The sequence below is a fragment of the Brachybacterium subflavum genome, from assembly GCF_009299795.1.
GTDB classification, from domain to species: domain Bacteria; phylum Actinomycetota; class Actinomycetes; order Actinomycetales; family Dermabacteraceae; genus Brachybacterium; species Brachybacterium subflavum.
Window position 1 is genome coordinate 318,182 of sequence record NZ_VIGP01000005.1, and the last position, 13,736, is coordinate 331,917.

The 13,736-nt window shown below is 71.7% G+C and carries 13 protein-coding genes; 9 read left to right on the forward strand and 4 right to left on the reverse strand.

All coding sequences use genetic code 11. The features are described 5' to 3' along the window. Nucleotides 1-53: 53 nt before the first annotated feature. The 3 genes from FHG10_RS13785 (at nucleotide 54) to FHG10_RS13795 (ending at nucleotide 2,068) form a co-directional block, all read left to right on the forward strand. Entirely contained in the window at nucleotides 54-614 is a 561-nt protein-coding gene (locus FHG10_RS13785) for an SRPBCC family protein (protein ID WP_152353909.1), read from the forward strand. Between the two features lie 24 nt (nucleotides 615-638). Continuing rightward, a complete protein-coding gene (locus FHG10_RS13790; protein ID WP_152353910.1) occupies nucleotides 639-1,010 on the forward strand; it encodes a hypothetical protein in 372 nt (123 codons plus the stop codon). Between the two features lie 74 nt (nucleotides 1,011-1,084). After that, nucleotides 1,085-2,068 (forward strand): hypothetical protein, encoded by a 984-nt coding sequence (locus tag FHG10_RS13795; protein WP_152353911.1) that lies wholly within the window; start codon nucleotides 1,085-1,087, stop codon nucleotides 2,066-2,068. 132 nt (nucleotides 2,069-2,200) lie between these two features. Here the strand turns inward: FHG10_RS13795 and FHG10_RS13800 are convergent, their stop codons facing one another. Continuing rightward, a complete protein-coding gene (locus FHG10_RS13800; protein ID WP_227488259.1) occupies nucleotides 2,201-3,283 on the reverse strand; it encodes an ATP-binding protein in 1,083 nt (360 codons plus the stop codon). A 455-nt stretch (nucleotides 3,284-3,738) separates the two neighbouring features. Here FHG10_RS13800 and FHG10_RS13805 point away from each other — a divergent pair, with 455 nt between their 5' ends. From FHG10_RS13805 to FHG10_RS13830, 6 genes are all read left to right on the forward strand, one after another. Next, entirely contained in the window at nucleotides 3,739-5,229 is a 1,491-nt protein-coding gene (locus FHG10_RS13805) for a gluconokinase (protein WP_152353913.1), read from the forward strand. A gap of 71 nt (nucleotides 5,230-5,300) precedes the next feature. Beyond that, nucleotides 5,301-6,251, forward strand: coding sequence for a GNAT family N-acetyltransferase (locus FHG10_RS13810; RefSeq protein WP_152353914.1), 951 nt, complete (start codon nucleotides 5,301-5,303; stop codon nucleotides 6,249-6,251). 53 nt (nucleotides 6,252-6,304) lie between these two features. Then, entirely contained in the window at nucleotides 6,305-7,480 is a 1,176-nt protein-coding gene (locus FHG10_RS13815) for a GDSL-type esterase/lipase family protein (RefSeq protein ID WP_227488260.1), read from the forward strand. Further along, a complete protein-coding gene (locus FHG10_RS13820; protein WP_152353915.1) occupies nucleotides 7,477-8,628 on the forward strand; it encodes a hypothetical protein in 1,152 nt (383 codons plus the stop codon). Before FHG10_RS13815 ends, FHG10_RS13820 begins: the two co-directional genes overlap by 4 nt. Nucleotides 8,629-8,886: 258 nt before the next feature. Further along, entirely contained in the window at nucleotides 8,887-9,441 is a 555-nt protein-coding gene (locus tag FHG10_RS13825) for a 2TM domain-containing protein (protein ID WP_152353916.1), read from the forward strand. Then, nucleotides 9,438-9,818, forward strand: a complete 381-nt coding sequence (locus FHG10_RS13830; RefSeq protein ID WP_152353917.1) for a PadR family transcriptional regulator — start codon at nucleotides 9,438-9,440, stop codon at nucleotides 9,816-9,818. Before FHG10_RS13825 ends, FHG10_RS13830 begins: the two co-directional genes overlap by 4 nt. A gap of 249 nt (nucleotides 9,819-10,067) precedes the next feature. Here the strand turns inward: FHG10_RS13830 and FHG10_RS13835 are convergent, their stop codons facing one another. The 3 genes from FHG10_RS13835 to FHG10_RS13845 form a co-directional block, all read right to left on the reverse strand. Continuing rightward, nucleotides 10,068-11,093, reverse strand: coding sequence for a LacI family DNA-binding transcriptional regulator (locus FHG10_RS13835; protein ID WP_152353918.1), 1,026 nt, complete (start codon nucleotides 11,091-11,093; stop codon nucleotides 10,068-10,070). A gap of 251 nt (nucleotides 11,094-11,344) precedes the next feature. Then, nucleotides 11,345-11,647, reverse strand: coding sequence for a nuclear transport factor 2-like protein (locus tag FHG10_RS13840; RefSeq protein ID WP_152353919.1), 303 nt, complete (start codon nucleotides 11,645-11,647; stop codon nucleotides 11,345-11,347). 251 nt (nucleotides 11,648-11,898) lie between these two features. After that, the gene (locus FHG10_RS13845; RefSeq protein ID WP_193636325.1) at nucleotides 11,899-13,377 is read right to left on the reverse strand and encodes a glycoside-pentoside-hexuronide (GPH):cation symporter; all 1,479 of its coding nucleotides are present in this window, start codon (nucleotides 13,375-13,377) and stop codon (nucleotides 11,899-11,901) included. Nucleotides 13,378-13,736 lie beyond the last annotated feature (359 nt).

Here is a 13,736-nt window from a genome sequence, read left to right on the forward strand (position 1 = left end):
TGATCACGGGAGCCCGCGCCGACGCCGGCGCGGATCCGCCGTGAGGAGGCCCCATGAGCAGCGACAGCACCGGCGCCGAGGGAACGCACCCCGTGGACATCGACACCCGCATCCGTGACCTGCCCGTGCGCGCGGAGATCGCCGACGACACCCTGGTCCTCGAGGTCGACATCGCCGGCACCGAGGAGCAGCTGTGGCGGGCGATCACCGATCCCGAGCAGCTCGCCCGCTGGTCCCCCGTCGTCCCCGACCGTCCGCTCACCGAGGTGGGCCCGGCGCTCAGCCGCGAGAACCCAGGGGACGACCCGGTCGCGGCCGACGTCCTCGCTACCGCGGGGCAGCACGCGCTCACCCACCGCTGGGCCGACGCCACGATGGGCTGGATGATCGAGGAGGGGCGGCTCGACATCCAGGTGGGCCTGCCCGACGTCCAGCAGGCCCAGTACTTCGCGGCCGGCTGGCAGGTGTGCCTCGCGGTGCTCGACGCCCAGCTCAGCGGCCTGGACCAGGAGCGGCTCGTGGGCATGGACGCCATGGACCACGGCTGGGAGGAGCTCCGGGCGCGCTACGCCGAGGAGTTCGGGCACCCGGACGGGGCCGCGCCGGAGGGGTGAGGGGCGCCCCCTAGGATCGACTGCATGCGATCCCGTACCGCACTCCCCCTCCTCCTCTCCTCCGTCCTCACCCTCGGCCTGGCCGGCTGCGGCGCAGGGCAGGGCGACTTCTGCGACGTGCTCACGAACAACACGGAGACCGCCGCAACGGTCTTCACCCCGGTGATCCCCGGGATGGTCGACGAGGCGACGATCCAGCAGCGCATCGACCTCGTCGACCAGATCGAGAGCCCGCCGAGCGACCTCGAGGACCACCTCTCGACCTGGCGCACCTATCTGCAGACGGCGCAGGACAACATCGACGACGCGACCGCGGTGATCGACGCCGGCACGCCCGAGGTGGACGAGGCTCAGGAGGCCCTGTTCGAGAGGTACACCGGGACCTGCATGTCCTGAGCCGCCAGTACGCCCGACCGGCCGGGCACCCGGTCCCCGACGCCCGGCACCCCTCGCTTCCCAAGGAGCTACCGATGCCGGACATCCACTACTCAGCACGCGGCTTCAACGCCAACCCGCCGACCGCCACCCTCCCCGAACAGCAGAAGCCGACAGCCGGCGTGGGCTGGGATGGCGTCATGACCAGCAGCTTGCTGGATGTCGTCACCGAAGCCGTGGCAGTGGGCGACTCCGGCATCTTCACCAACCAGCCCAAGCGCTCGGCGCTCCAGAAGATCTGGCGAGCCGCAACGATCGAGGCCTTCCTCGAAGAGTCCTCCGAAGGATTCGTGCTCTCCACAGACCACGAGACCCTCGATGGGACCGAGCGCGCACAGGTGAGCTATCACCTCGGCATGGCGCAGGCCGCCCTCGTCGCCAGGGAGGCGCTCAAAGTCCAGACCACCGTCCACTCCGACCTGGTCCTCAAGCTGCTCTACGGGAAGATCGCCGGGAAGGTCGCGGGCGAGAAGCGCCCCGACCTCCTCGGATACAGCTTCACCCCCAACAGCCCCAAGACCTTCCCCAGGGTGCTCCTGGAGGCCAAAGGGACGATGGACGGAACACTTTCGAAGCCTCTGAATGACGCACTCGAACAGCTCAATTCGCCGAGGCATGAGCTCGTCCGCCTCATCGGCACCGAGGGGATCAGAGCGGCATCCGTCGCATACTTCCCCGCTCGCCGAGGAATGGGGGCCGCGCCTCGGGTCTGGGCGAGCCACTTCGCTGACCCTCCAGGCGGAGTGGTCGAGGACCCTCTCCAGATCAGCGACAACGAGTTCACCCAGTTGCTCAACCTCGCACAGCTGCTCCCGATCCGCTGGGCCATCGACGAAGTCCGAGAAGAACTTCCCGAGCGAGTCGAGGACGACTACGCCGGCGGCTTCGTCAGAGCGAAGCTCCCCTTCACCGACACCTTCATCGCTCTCCCCACCCAGATCTACACGTTCCTCGGCGGGATCGACACCCCCTTCTCGACCGGCGCGCCGCCGCTTCGGAGCTCGAGGAATTTGGCGTAATGACCGCCAAGCTCGGGGTCGACCAGCTCACCGAAGGGCTGACCAGCACCTCGCAGCGAGCGAGGGTTCTCCCCTCCCGTCTCGCCGTCACCCAAACGGTGTATGCCTGATCCGGTGTCGCGCGTAGAGCCGTCAGGGAGCAGTGTCGTCGGGTGTGCTGGTGGGGATCTCGGGCCAGCTCGTCGTCAGGTACGCCTCGACCGCACGGTGACGGAACGTGTAGGGCTTTCCTCGCGTGACAATGCCCCGGACAGAATCCAACCGTCGGGCGGTCGGGCCGGCGTCCGATCCTTGGGTCAGTCCCATCTTGCGGGCGATTGTCGTCAGAGTGCGTTCGGAGGGCTCGAGTTCCGCCATTTCTCCCAGGAACTCGCGCTCCCGGGTAGGTAGGCGGGCAAGGATCCGTTCGACATGGTCCCTGGCCTCGTCGCGGGCCATCTGCCACCCCTTGGTGACGTGTTCCCTTGTGATCACGTCGTCGGTTCCCGCATACCAGGCCTTCTCCCCGGCGAGCTGGAACAGGAAGGGCTCTCCGCGCGAGAGGTCGACGATCGCCGACTGCGCTTCTTCCTCCATGAAGATCCTGGTGGATCCGCCCTGCTCGCCAGGGATCTCCCAGCCGCCCACGATGAACGGACGTAGGGCACTGACGAGGTCGTCGTCGTCGAGTGGCCCTAACGTGGTCGTGTGAAAGCGTCGCGCGAAGGTCGCGCCCTTGCGAGCCCCCGCCATGTCCTTGAACTCCGGTAGGCCGGTCAGATAGATCGCGAGTGGCAGAGCTCGCTTGATGAGGCGACCGCCGGGTGCCGTGACTTCCTCTTCGTGGACGATCGCATCCCCGAGGGCCACGAGGAGCTGCGACAGTGCGTCCTCGGAGGTGATGTTCTGTACCTCGTCGATGTGAATGAGGACCATGACCTCGCCCCGATGGATCGCGGCACGTCCGAGCTCGATCAGCAGCTCGGTCAGTGTCGAGTAAGGCTCGGGGCCCTGGCTCTCCCGGAGCGTCAGGGAGACGCCCGCTGCCGCGACAGTCTCGACACGATTGAGAAGTTCGACGATCCGCTTTTCGCGTGCCGTCGCGAGGCCTGCCTGACAAGCCACGTCCAGAAGCGCCTTCGCGACCCGCTTGAGGGGGTCGGACCCGGAAGGGATTCGCAGCTGGGGTGTCACCCAGTCCCCACGCTCTGCTGCGTCGGCGGCGATCCGACGCACGAGCGAAGACTCCCCGAGCCCTGCCTCACCGAGGATTGTCCGACCGCGCTCAGGCAGCCCTGCCAGTCGACGAGGGCGGACCACGTCACGCCAGTCGCTGAGTTGGCCGGTCCTGCCCGCCCAGACCTGGGGGACGGTATCCGAGCCGGGGCTGAATGGTGAGTCCACAGGCGTACGCATCTTGATAACATTATCAGTCGTCGTATCGGCCGATAACTTTATCAACGTGCAGTCCGGTGCGCGCGACCCGTGAGTCCTTCGCGGCACCTCCGAAACGCCCTCGGGGCCACGCTCCGCCAGCGCGCCTGTCCTGAGCCGCCCGACGGCAACAGGTGGCCGCTCGCTCGCGTCGGACGGGGCGTTCCCTATCCTGGAGCGCATCGCCGTGCAGTGATCCCGCGCGGCCGCGCGCCCGGACCAGCCGGGCATCGCGACGCCCACCAGCTGGAGGACCTGTGACCCCGCGCTTCTCGATCCCGACCGACGACGCCGTCGGCCCCTTCGTCGTCGGACTCGACGTCGGCTCCGGCGGCAGCCGCGCCGCCGTCTACGACGCGTCCGGACGCGAGGTCGGCACGCGCCACCACAAGGTCGAGCACTCCTTCACCACGGCGGCCGACGGCACCTCCACGATCGACGCCGACCAGGTCGTCGAGGAGCTGTGCGTGGCCATGGAGGCCGTGCTCGAGGGGTCCCTGCCCGGGCCCGTCGTCGGCATCGGCGTCGACACCTTCGCCTCCTCCCTGATCGCCGTCGACGCCTCCGGCACTGCTCTCACCCCGTGCATCACGTACGCGGACACCCGCTGCCGCGACCAGGTGAGCGCGCTGCGCGAGGAGCTCGACACCACCGCCCTCCACGACCGCACCGGCTCCCGCCTGCACTCCTCGTACAACGCGCCGCGCCTGCGCTGGCTGCGCGAGGAGCACCCTGACGTCTTCTCCCGCGCGAGCGGGTTCATGGCGCTCGGCGAGTACGTCGCCCTGAAGCTGCTGGGCGAAGGCGTGCTGGGCACCGCCTCGGCCGCCTGGGGCGGCATGATCGACCGCCGCACCGGCCAGTACGTGCCCGAGCTGCTCGAGGCCACCGGGGTCTCCGCGGACCGTCTCGGCGGCCCGCGCGACCCCTCGCAGGGGCAGCCCGTCGCGGGCACCCCGCTCGCGAAGCGGATCCCCGCGCTCGCCGACGCCACCTGGATCCCCGTCGTCGGCGACGGTCTGACCGCGAACCTCGGGATCGGGGCCGTGGGCCCCGGGACCTGGGGCATCTCCACCGCGACCTCGGGCGCGATCCGTCAGTTGCTCGACACCGAGACCGGCACCCTGCCCGGGGGGCTCTGGGCCTACCGCGTCGACGCGCGCCGCACCCTCGTCGGCTCGGCCATGAGCGACGCCGGGCGTCTGCTCGACTTCGCCCGCACGCGCCTGGCGATCCCCGAGGACGTCTCCCAGATCGACACGAAGAGCCTGCTCGGTGCCCCACCCCAGGCGGGAACGCCGCTGGTCGTCCCGTTCCTCTCCGGCGAGCGCGGCACCAAGTGGCGCGACAGCGCCCGCGCGATCTTCGCGAACGTCTCCGCCTCCACCACCGCCGAGGACCTGCTGCGCGGCAGCTTCGAGGGCCTCGCGCTGTCCTACCTGCGCATCGCCGACCAGCTGCGCGAGGTGGGCGGCGCCCCGCAGCGCATCGTGCTCTCCGGCGGCATGACAGAGAACGCCCCGGCCTGGCTGCACCTGCTGGCCGACGCCCTGCAGACCCCCATCGATCACGTCGCGATCTCCCGCTCGACCATGCGCGGCGCCGCCCTCCTCGCCCTCGAGCAGACCGTGCCCGACGCCGAGCGCGCCCCGATCCCTGTGCGCAGCACCATCGAGCCGGTCGCCGCCCACGCCGACTACTACCGCGAGCGCCTCACCCGCTTCGAGATCCTCGCCGACGTCGCGTGACGGGCGGTCCACCGAGGGAACCTCCGGGACCCGCGATTGCCAGACGGGCCCGGACGCGGTGTGCTTGTGCCATGGACCCGACACTGCGCGCCCCCAGCGTCCCCGAGCTGCTCCTCGCCGCCGACGCCCTCGCCAGCTGGCAGCGCGACGACGCTCCGGTGCAGCTGCACCCCGGTGACCTGGGCTGGCACGCGATGAACGGGCTGGCGTCGACCGCTGCGGCGACCCGCGTCTGGGAGCTGGACGACGTGCCGGCCGCGATCGGGCTGCTCGACGGCCCGGACCTGCTGCGCCTGGCCTTCGCCCCCGGCGCCGAGACCGACGAGGTCCTCGCGCGTCGGATCTCGGGCGACCTCGCCGACCCCACCCACTGCATCTTCGACGAGGGCCCCGGCTCCGTCGAGGCGCGCGGGAGCACCGCGCTCACCCGGACCCTCGGGGCCGACGGCTGGGAGGAGGGCGAGCACTGGACGCCCCTGCGCCTGGACCTGGGCCCGATGCCGGACATGAGCGACGCCCTGGCCTCGGCGGACGTCGTCGACCCGCAGTCCGCACCCGACTTCTCGCAGGACGAGCCGGTCCAGGAGCCGTCGGCCCGCCTCTCCCCCGTCGAGGAGTGGGCGCGCGTCCACTTCGCCGCATTCCGCGAGCGCGAGCCCGCGCCCGCCGAGCTGCACCGGCACGCCCGGCGCTGGGCGAGGATGGCCGCGACCCCGCTCGCGGCCTCCTCGCTCACGCTGCTCGGCCGCGATGACGACGACGCCGCGGTCGCGATCGCGACGGTCTGGTCGGCCGGGGTCGGCCGCCCCGGGCTGCTCGAGCCCGTCGCCGTGCATCCCGATCACCGCGGGCGCGGCTTCGGACGCGGCATCACGCTCTCCGCCGTGCACGCGCTGCGCGCCATGGGCGCCTCGAGCGCGATCGTGTGCACGCCGAGCTCCCGCGACGGCGCGGTCGCCACCTACCTCGCGGCCGGATTCGGGGCCGACGACGAGGCCCCCGACATGCAGCGCCGGTTCTGACCGGCCACCGCGACCCTCCTCCGCGGGCGGCGGGGCCGTGACAGGCTGACCGGGTGCACACGATCGACATCACCGAGCCGTTCTTCCACGGCCATGCGGACCTCGAGCAGACGGCCGAGGGGGTGCGCGTCCATCGACTTCCGGCCTGGCTGCGGAGGCTCTGGCCCGAGCCGGGGCTCATGGGCGCCCAGCGCCAGCCCGCCGGGGTGCGGCTCGTGCTGGACACCGACGCCCGCGCCCTCGAGCTGACGATGCACGCCACGCGCTCGGCCTTCCCCGCCGCGCAGCGCCCGCGGGGCGTGCTCGACATCGTCGTCGACGGCGAGGTGAACACCCACGATGTCCTCACCGGCGGCGCTCTGATCGTCATCGACCCGGCCGCGGGCGCGACGACGTCGAGCCCGGGCCCGGCCCACACCACCCGGATCGAGCTCGAGCCGGGCACGCACCGCGTGGAGCTGTGGCTGCCGTACAGCGAGGACATCCTGCTGCAGTCCCTGCGCGCGGAGCCCGACGGCGCCGGACGGCCGCTGGTGCGGCCCGTCGCCTCTTCGGGAGCGCGCTGGGTGCACCACGGCAGCTCCATCAGCCACGGCTCGAACGCGGCGACCCCGCTGGGCACCTGGACGGTGCGGGCGGCCCGCGCTGTCGGCGCGGACCTGCGCAACCTCGGCTTCAGCGGGAACGCGCTGATCGATGCCCCCGTCGCGCAGGTCATCCGGGATGCTCCGGCCGACATCATCAGCCTCAAGCTGGGCATCAACGTGGTCGGCGGGGACATCATGCGCCGTCGGGCGCTCGTGCCCGCCCTGCACGGCTTCCTCGACACGATCCGGCAGGGTCATCCGGACACCCCGCTCGTGCTCATCTCACCGCTGCACTGCGGGCTCTTCGAGGGCGTCCCCGGGCCCAGCGCCGTGGACCCGCAGGCCCTCGCACACGGAGAGATCCGCTTCATGTCCACCGGCGATCCGGCCGGCATCGCCGGCGGCCAACTCGACCTGCCCGCCGTCCGCGAGGCGCTCGCAGAGGTCTGCGCCGCCCGTGAGGATCCGCATCTCCACCCTCTCGACGGGCTCGAGCTCTACGGCGCGCGCGACGAGGCGGAGCTGCCGCTGCCCGATGCCCTCCACCCGAGCCCCGAGGCGCACGCCCGCATCGCCGAGAGATTCGTGGACCGCGTCTTCGGCGACGGCGGCGTCTTCGCCGCGCACCGGGCGCACGCATGAGCGGCGGCACGACGGCCGTCCGGGTGCGGCCGACGACGGCGGCAGACGTCGCCCGAGCCGGCGGCACCGCAGGAGTCGGCCGGGACGCAGGAGTCGGCGGGGATCCAGGAGCCGACGGGGCCGCAGGGGCCGACGGCGGCACGTCCTCCTTCCCCGACCTGATCGAGGACCGCTGGCGGCCGGGCGGGAACCGTCGCTCCTTCGTGGCCGTGGTGCCCGACAGCGCGGGCGAGCGCATCGTCGGGCACTGCCGCGCCGTGGACAACACGGTGCATCCGAACTCCCGCGTCATGCTGCTCGAGGTCGCCCCGGATGTGCAGGGGCAGGGCGTGGACGATGCCCTGCTGCACGCGCAGGTCGAGGCCTCGAGCGTGCCCCCGCGCATGAAGATCTATGAGCACCAGGTCTCCGACCAGCAGCTCGCCGCACGCTTCGGCGGGATCGCCGTGCAGGTCACGCCGCCGTGGCGGTACGTCGTCGGCCCCGAGATGCGGGCCTGGGCGACGCAGCACGCCCCGGACCGAACCGTCTCGATCAGTCCCCCGCGCCCCGCGGACTCCGCGGACCTGCTCGCGCTCGAGGTCGACCACTACATCGACCAGCACGTTTCCTGGTCGCCGACCGCGCCCCGCGAGGTGATGCTCGCCGAGCTCGGCGAGGACCACGATCCCCAGACCCCGGGCACCTGGGACCGCGGTCGCAGCCGCGTGCTGCAACGGGACGGCCGGATCGCCGCCGCGGTTCTGGTGTGGCCCGCCGACGACGCGTCCGACGCGGACGCCGGGAACCAGGACGGAAGCGAGGGCGAGGGCGGGGACGCGAGCGGGGCCGCGAGTGCCAGCGGGGCACCGGAGATCTCCCTGCTCTCGCGCCCGTACGCCGGCCCGACGTCGCGCGCCGACAAGGAGGCGTGCCTGGCCGCGCTCATCGAGGCGAGCGCCGACGGCGACCAGCTGCTGATCGACTCCCACCTCACGATGCGCGAGGAGTGGGCGATGATGCGCGAAGTCCCGGGCCTGGTCCCCTCCGACGGCACCGGCTGGATGACGATCACCGCGATCCCGGTGCCGGGCGGACCTGCGCCGGTCCCCGTCCCGCACGGACTCGTACCGGCGGAGACGCCCTGGGTGCACACGCTGCTGCCCTGAGTTCCGTGCGGCGCGCGCCCGCGACGTCGGCTCAGCGCCTGGTCGGCCCAGCGCCTCGGCGGCTCAGCGCCTGGTCGGCTGAGCGCCGGCCATGCCGGGCGGGCCCGCTCTGCCGACACGGCCGGATCCGTCGAGCCGGGCCCTTCCGTCAGCACTGAACCTCAGGTACAGTCCCATAGGGACAGGGCAGTGAACCTCAGGTGCAATGCCGACGACGAGAAGCCGCGGGCCCCTCGGGCCGCTCCGCAGGAGGACGCCATGACCACCTCGTCCAGCTCCATGACCCCGTCGGACGCGGGGAGCACGCCCGGCAGTGCCCCGACCGGCAGGGCCCCGTCGGACAATGCCCCGTCCGGCAATGCCCCTTCGGCCGCCCCGCGCAGCCCCGCCGCGGCCGCGCACCGCACCCTGCTCCCCTACGCGCTCACGCTGATCGCGGCGAGCGCGATCCTGCAGACCGTCATCGCCGTGACCGGCAACCGGATCAGCCTGCTGTCCATGATCCTGCTGTCCGTGATCGCGCTCGGATACGCGACGTACCTGCTCACGATCGGCAGGCGGCTCTCGCGCGTGCGCTACGGCCTCTTCGCCGCCCACGCGATCAGCTATGCGGCGATCAACGTGGGGTACCTGCTGCATGCGTACCTGCTGATCGCGCTGCGCTCTCCCACGATCGCCGGCGACGGAGGCCTCGCGATCGACACGACCTGGTTCGGGGCCACCTTCGGCATGGCCGGCTTCTGGGGGCTCGGCCTCCTGATCCACGGCCTGGGCGCCGTGCTGTCTCGCGGATTCGAGCAGGCGCGCGCATGACCGGCTCGCGTGCGCAGCCCGCGACGGGCGACGACGCTCCGCCCCTCGCACCGGAGGACTCCGAGTGGGCCGACGAGCTCGCAGCCTCCTGGGTGGAGGTCTACAAGAAGGCGGCCACCACGCTCGCGCTGCTGCGGTTGGTGCGCGAGAGCGGACCGATCTCCGCCCACGTCCTCGCACCGCTGTTCGCGGAGGCTACGGGCTGGTCGCTGAGCGAGCGCGGCCTGTACCGGTCGCTGCGGCGCCTCGCGCAGGCGGGGGTGCTCGACGTCGCGCAGGTCGAGGTCCCGCGCACGGGGGCGAAGCGCCAGGACTTCTCGCTCACGGCCGTCGGCCGCGCCTATCTGCAGCGGATCGAGGGGCACGTGCTGCCCTGAGCGCCGCGCGACGCATACCCGACCCGACCCGATCCGAGCGGGCGAGGCGACGGAGAGGTGCCGCGACGAGAGGTGCGGCGACGAGAGGTGCGAAACCGCCGCCAAGATCGGTCTTGGCGGGGGTTTCGCACCACTCGTGGGGTTATTCGGGCGCAGCTCGTGGAGGTTGTTCGGGCGCAGCTCGTGGGGGTGTTCGGGCGCAGCGCCGGTACCGGTCGGTCAGGTCGCGCAGGCCGCCCCGCGGCCCCCTCAGCGCTTCTCGCGGCCGCCCGTGCTGCCGCGCACCACGAGGCGCACCGGCAGGGCGCCCTCGACGGGCCCCTTCACGCTGGAGGGCTGGCGGATGCGGCGCACGATGCGATCGACCGCCACCCGCCCCTGCTCCCGCTTGGGCGCGGCGACGGTGGTGAGGCCGGCGCCGACCAGGCGCGAGAGCGGGATGTCGTCGTGCCCGATGACCTGCAGCTCCTGAGGGACCCGGATGCCGCTGCGCAGCGCCGCGACCAGCAGGCCGAGTGCCTGCAGGTCGTTGTAGCAGATCACCGCGTCGGGCAGCGGATCGCCGACGCCGCGCGTGGACTCGATGAGCTCGGCGAAGGCGTCCTCGCCGCCGCGCGAGGTCGGCGGGAACGGGCCGATGCGGTGCACGCGCATGCCGTGGGAGGTGCCGATGGTGCGGGCCGAGCGCCAGCGCTCCCCGTCGGACCACGAGTTCGAGGGGCCGGCCACGTACGTCATGGTGCGCACCTGCTGAGAGTCCAGATGGGCGACCGCCTGGCTCATGCCGTGCTCGTAGTCCGGGGTGATCGAGTCCAGGCCCGCGACCCGGCGGTTCAGCACCACGATCGGCACGCGCTTGGCCAGCTGCAGCAGCGTCGCGTCCGAGAGCCGGGTGCCGGTGAGGACGATGCCGTCGACGACCTCGAGGGAGCGCTCGAGGGAGATGCGCTCGCGCTCCTCGTCCTCCCCCGAATCCAGGAGGATCGGCAGGTACTCGGCGACGTGGGCGGCCTCCTGCATGCCCGAGAGGACCTCGGCGAAGTAGGGGTTGGACAGGTCCGGGGCGGCGACGCCCAGACGCCCCTGCGTGCCCTGGCGCTCCTGCTGGTCGGGGGCACCCGTGCGGTACCCGAGACGGCGTGCGGCATCCATGACCTTCGCGTGGGTGGCGGCGCTGACGCGACCGGGGCGGGAGAAGGCGCGCGAGACGGTGCTCGGGGCACAGCCCACCTCACGGGCCACGTCATAGATGGTGACGTGCTCCTTCTGGGTCATCGTGCGCCTCCCTGGGACTCCGTCGGCCGAGCAGCGGCAGGGTCCCAGGGTAGCCCGGGAGGAGCGCCGCACTCGCCCGGACACCCGGCTCGTGGAGCACGACGGAAGCCGGACCGCGCCCGCCTCACCCCGCGGCGAGCATCCCCCGGGGATCGAAGGCGACGCGGATGGCACGGATGAGACCGTTCCCGCGTGGCACCCGTTGACCACCGGCGTCGGCTCCGCGTCGCCGACCGTCAGGGAGAACCAGGTCATGACGTCGTGCTCGTCGGCCAGTCGTGCTCGCCCTCGACACGCGTCGTGGCACGGGCGAGCCCGGAGAGACCTTCGAGGCATGCGCCGCGCCACAGGATCGAGGCGAGCGGGTCGTCGAACGTGGCGTCGTCCGCGAGGAACGCGGCGAGGCCCGTGAGATCGCGGCCGGCCCAGCAGCGGAAATGCGACTCGGCGAGCTCGCGGGGTGAGGGAACGGGTGCGGGCGACGGTGCCGACGCGGCAGAGGTTCCTGTCGCCGAGGGGCCCATGTCTCCGAGGGGCCCATACGCGACATCCATGTCTCATCTTGCACGGATGTTCCGTATAGGCCCCTCGGTGACCGTTATGTCGCAGGACATCGGTGACAGTTCTGCCTCAGGACATCGGTGACATATGGCGCTCACCTGACCGCCGAGCCGTCCGGTGATCCGCCCGGTGATCCGTCCGGCACAGGTCTGGTCGCCCCGCTTCGCGTCCGTATGCGCGGCCGCGCAGGGGCACGGCCCCAGGGCGCGGCCGCGCAGGGACCAGGCCCGGACCGAGGCCCGGATCAGGCCGCGGAACCGCCGGCCCCGGCGCTCGCGCCCTCGGCCTCGCGGCGCTCGTGGAGCTCCTCGACCATGGTGGCGAAGGTCTTCTCGTCGATCGGGTAGAACTTCATGACGATCGCGGCGAGGATGCCCATGAGGATCGGCAGACCGCCCATGACCAGGGACAGGCCCAGGCGCACGTGGTCCGAGGTGTTCGTGGCGGTGGCGACCGCGTCCGAACCCTCCATGAAGCCGAACAGGGCGATGAAGCTCAGGGCGAGGTAGCGGCCCACGGCCTGGCTCATCTTGCGGGCGAAGGAGAACAGCGAGTAGGTGGCGCCCTCGGCGCGGTCGTCGTTCTTCCACTCGCCGTACTCGACGGTGTCGCCCTCGAGGGCCCACATCAGCGTGTTGTTCAGGCCCACGCCCAGGTTGATGAGGAAGTAGCCGATCAGCGCGAAGGCGAGCACGTGCCCCAGCACCAGCATGATGATGCCGCCGACAACGAAGGCGGCGCAGCCCACGAGGTAGCCGCGGCGCTTGCCGATGCTCGCGATGATCTTCGGAGCGAACGGCGCGGCCACGAGGTTCGCGACGACGCCGGCCAGGGTCAGCCAGATGAACAGGGTCGCGTCGCCCAGCACGAAGGAGGTGAAGAACGCGGCCACGGCCTGCATGCCGTACATGCCGCCCAGGAAGATCACGCTCGAGGCGCACAGGAACGCCAGCGGACGGTTGGTCCGGATGACCCGCAGGGACTGGCGCACGGTCAGCTTGGGGGTCTCGCGGAACACGCGCTCGCGCACCCCGAAGAAGGTGATCATGAACAGCGCCATACCGAGGACCAGGAAGCCCAGGGCGCTGACGGTGATGGAGTGCTGGAGGGCGTCGGCGTCGCCCTGGTGCTGGTTGATCTGGGGGGAGATCACGAGCACGAGCAGCAGGGTGATGATCTGGCCGCCGTAGGTGCGGGCGGCGCCGAGCTTGCCGCGATCCTCGGCGACCTGGGTGATCGCGGGGGCGAGCGAGCCGTAGGGGATGTTCACCATCGAGTAGACGAAGCCCCACACCGCGTAGATGACGGCGGCGACCACGGCGGTCAGACCCTGGCTGCCCATGTGAGGGATGGTGAACAGCAGCACCGTCATGATCATCAGCGGCAGGCTGCCGAACAGGATGAACGGGCGGAACTTGCCCCAGCGGGTCATCGTGGAATCGACGATGCGCCCGGCGATGACGTCGGCGAAGGCGTCCCAGATCAGCACGACCAGGGAGATCGTCGCGACCACGCTCGCGGGCAGGCCCAGCACGGTGATGAAGTACAGGGGCAGGAAGTTGCCGGCGAAGGCGAAGGCCGTGTTGCAGCCGGCGTCGCCCGCGCCGTAGGCGAAGACCTTGCGGAACGGCAGGCGCTCCATGGCGGCGCGCGGATCGGGCCGGGCGGCGCGCAGCGCCTGGGCCGAGGGGTCGGCGGGGCCGGCGGGCTGTGGCTGGGTCATGTCATCTCCTTCGATGCGGGTCCGCTCGTGCTGCGGTGCGCGGGGTGGCGGCGTCGGACGCCGCAGGATCCTGCAGACCGTGGGAGCACGTCGATGGCTCGCCTTCCGGGGACTCTCCCGGCGGCGCAGGACCGCAGCCGAGTGTGTGCTCCAGTGCACCCCCGTGACCCACACCGTGCCGCGAGTTGCCATGTTGACGGGCCGCGGAGCTGGTCAGAGGGGCGGCGGGGTGGCCGACGCCCGGGCGAGCGCCGAGACTCGGCTCACATGGGGCGGGCGGTGGGGCGGGCGGATCGGATGCGGTGGGGCGGGCGGATCGGATGCGGCGCGGTGGGAGCGGCGGGGACGCCGGACATACC

What these genes read in the sequence shown, in the direction of transcription:
- FHG10_RS13785 (WP_152353909.1), top strand. Translation starts at nt 54, where the DNA reads ATGAGCAGCGACAGCACCGGCGCCGAGGGAACGCACCCCGTGGACATC.
- FHG10_RS13790 (WP_152353910.1), top strand. Translation starts at nt 639, where the DNA reads ATGCGATCCCGTACCGCACTCCCCCTCCTCCTCTCCTCCGTCCTCACC.
- FHG10_RS13795 (WP_152353911.1), top strand. Translation starts at nt 1,085, where the DNA reads ATGCCGGACATCCACTACTCAGCACGCGGCTTCAACGCCAACCCGCCG.
- FHG10_RS13810 (WP_152353914.1), top strand. Translation starts at nt 5,301, where the DNA reads ATGGACCCGACACTGCGCGCCCCCAGCGTCCCCGAGCTGCTCCTCGCC.
- FHG10_RS13820 (WP_152353915.1), top strand. Translation starts at nt 7,477, where the DNA reads ATGAGCGGCGGCACGACGGCCGTCCGGGTGCGGCCGACGACGGCGGCA.
- FHG10_RS13825 (WP_152353916.1), top strand. Translation starts at nt 8,887, where the DNA reads ATGACCACCTCGTCCAGCTCCATGACCCCGTCGGACGCGGGGAGCACG.
- FHG10_RS13830 (WP_152353917.1), top strand. Translation starts at nt 9,438, where the DNA reads ATGACCGGCTCGCGTGCGCAGCCCGCGACGGGCGACGACGCTCCGCCC.
- FHG10_RS13835 (WP_152353918.1), bottom strand. Translation starts at nt 11,093, where the DNA reads ATGACCCAGAAGGAGCACGTCACCATCTATGACGTGGCCCGTGAGGTG.
- FHG10_RS13840 (WP_152353919.1), bottom strand. Translation starts at nt 11,647, where the DNA reads ATGGATGTCGCGTATGGGCCCCTCGGAGACATGGGCCCCTCGGCGACA.
- FHG10_RS13845 (WP_193636325.1), bottom strand. Translation starts at nt 13,377, where the DNA reads ATGACCCAGCCACAGCCCGCCGGCCCCGCCGACCCCTCGGCCCAGGCG.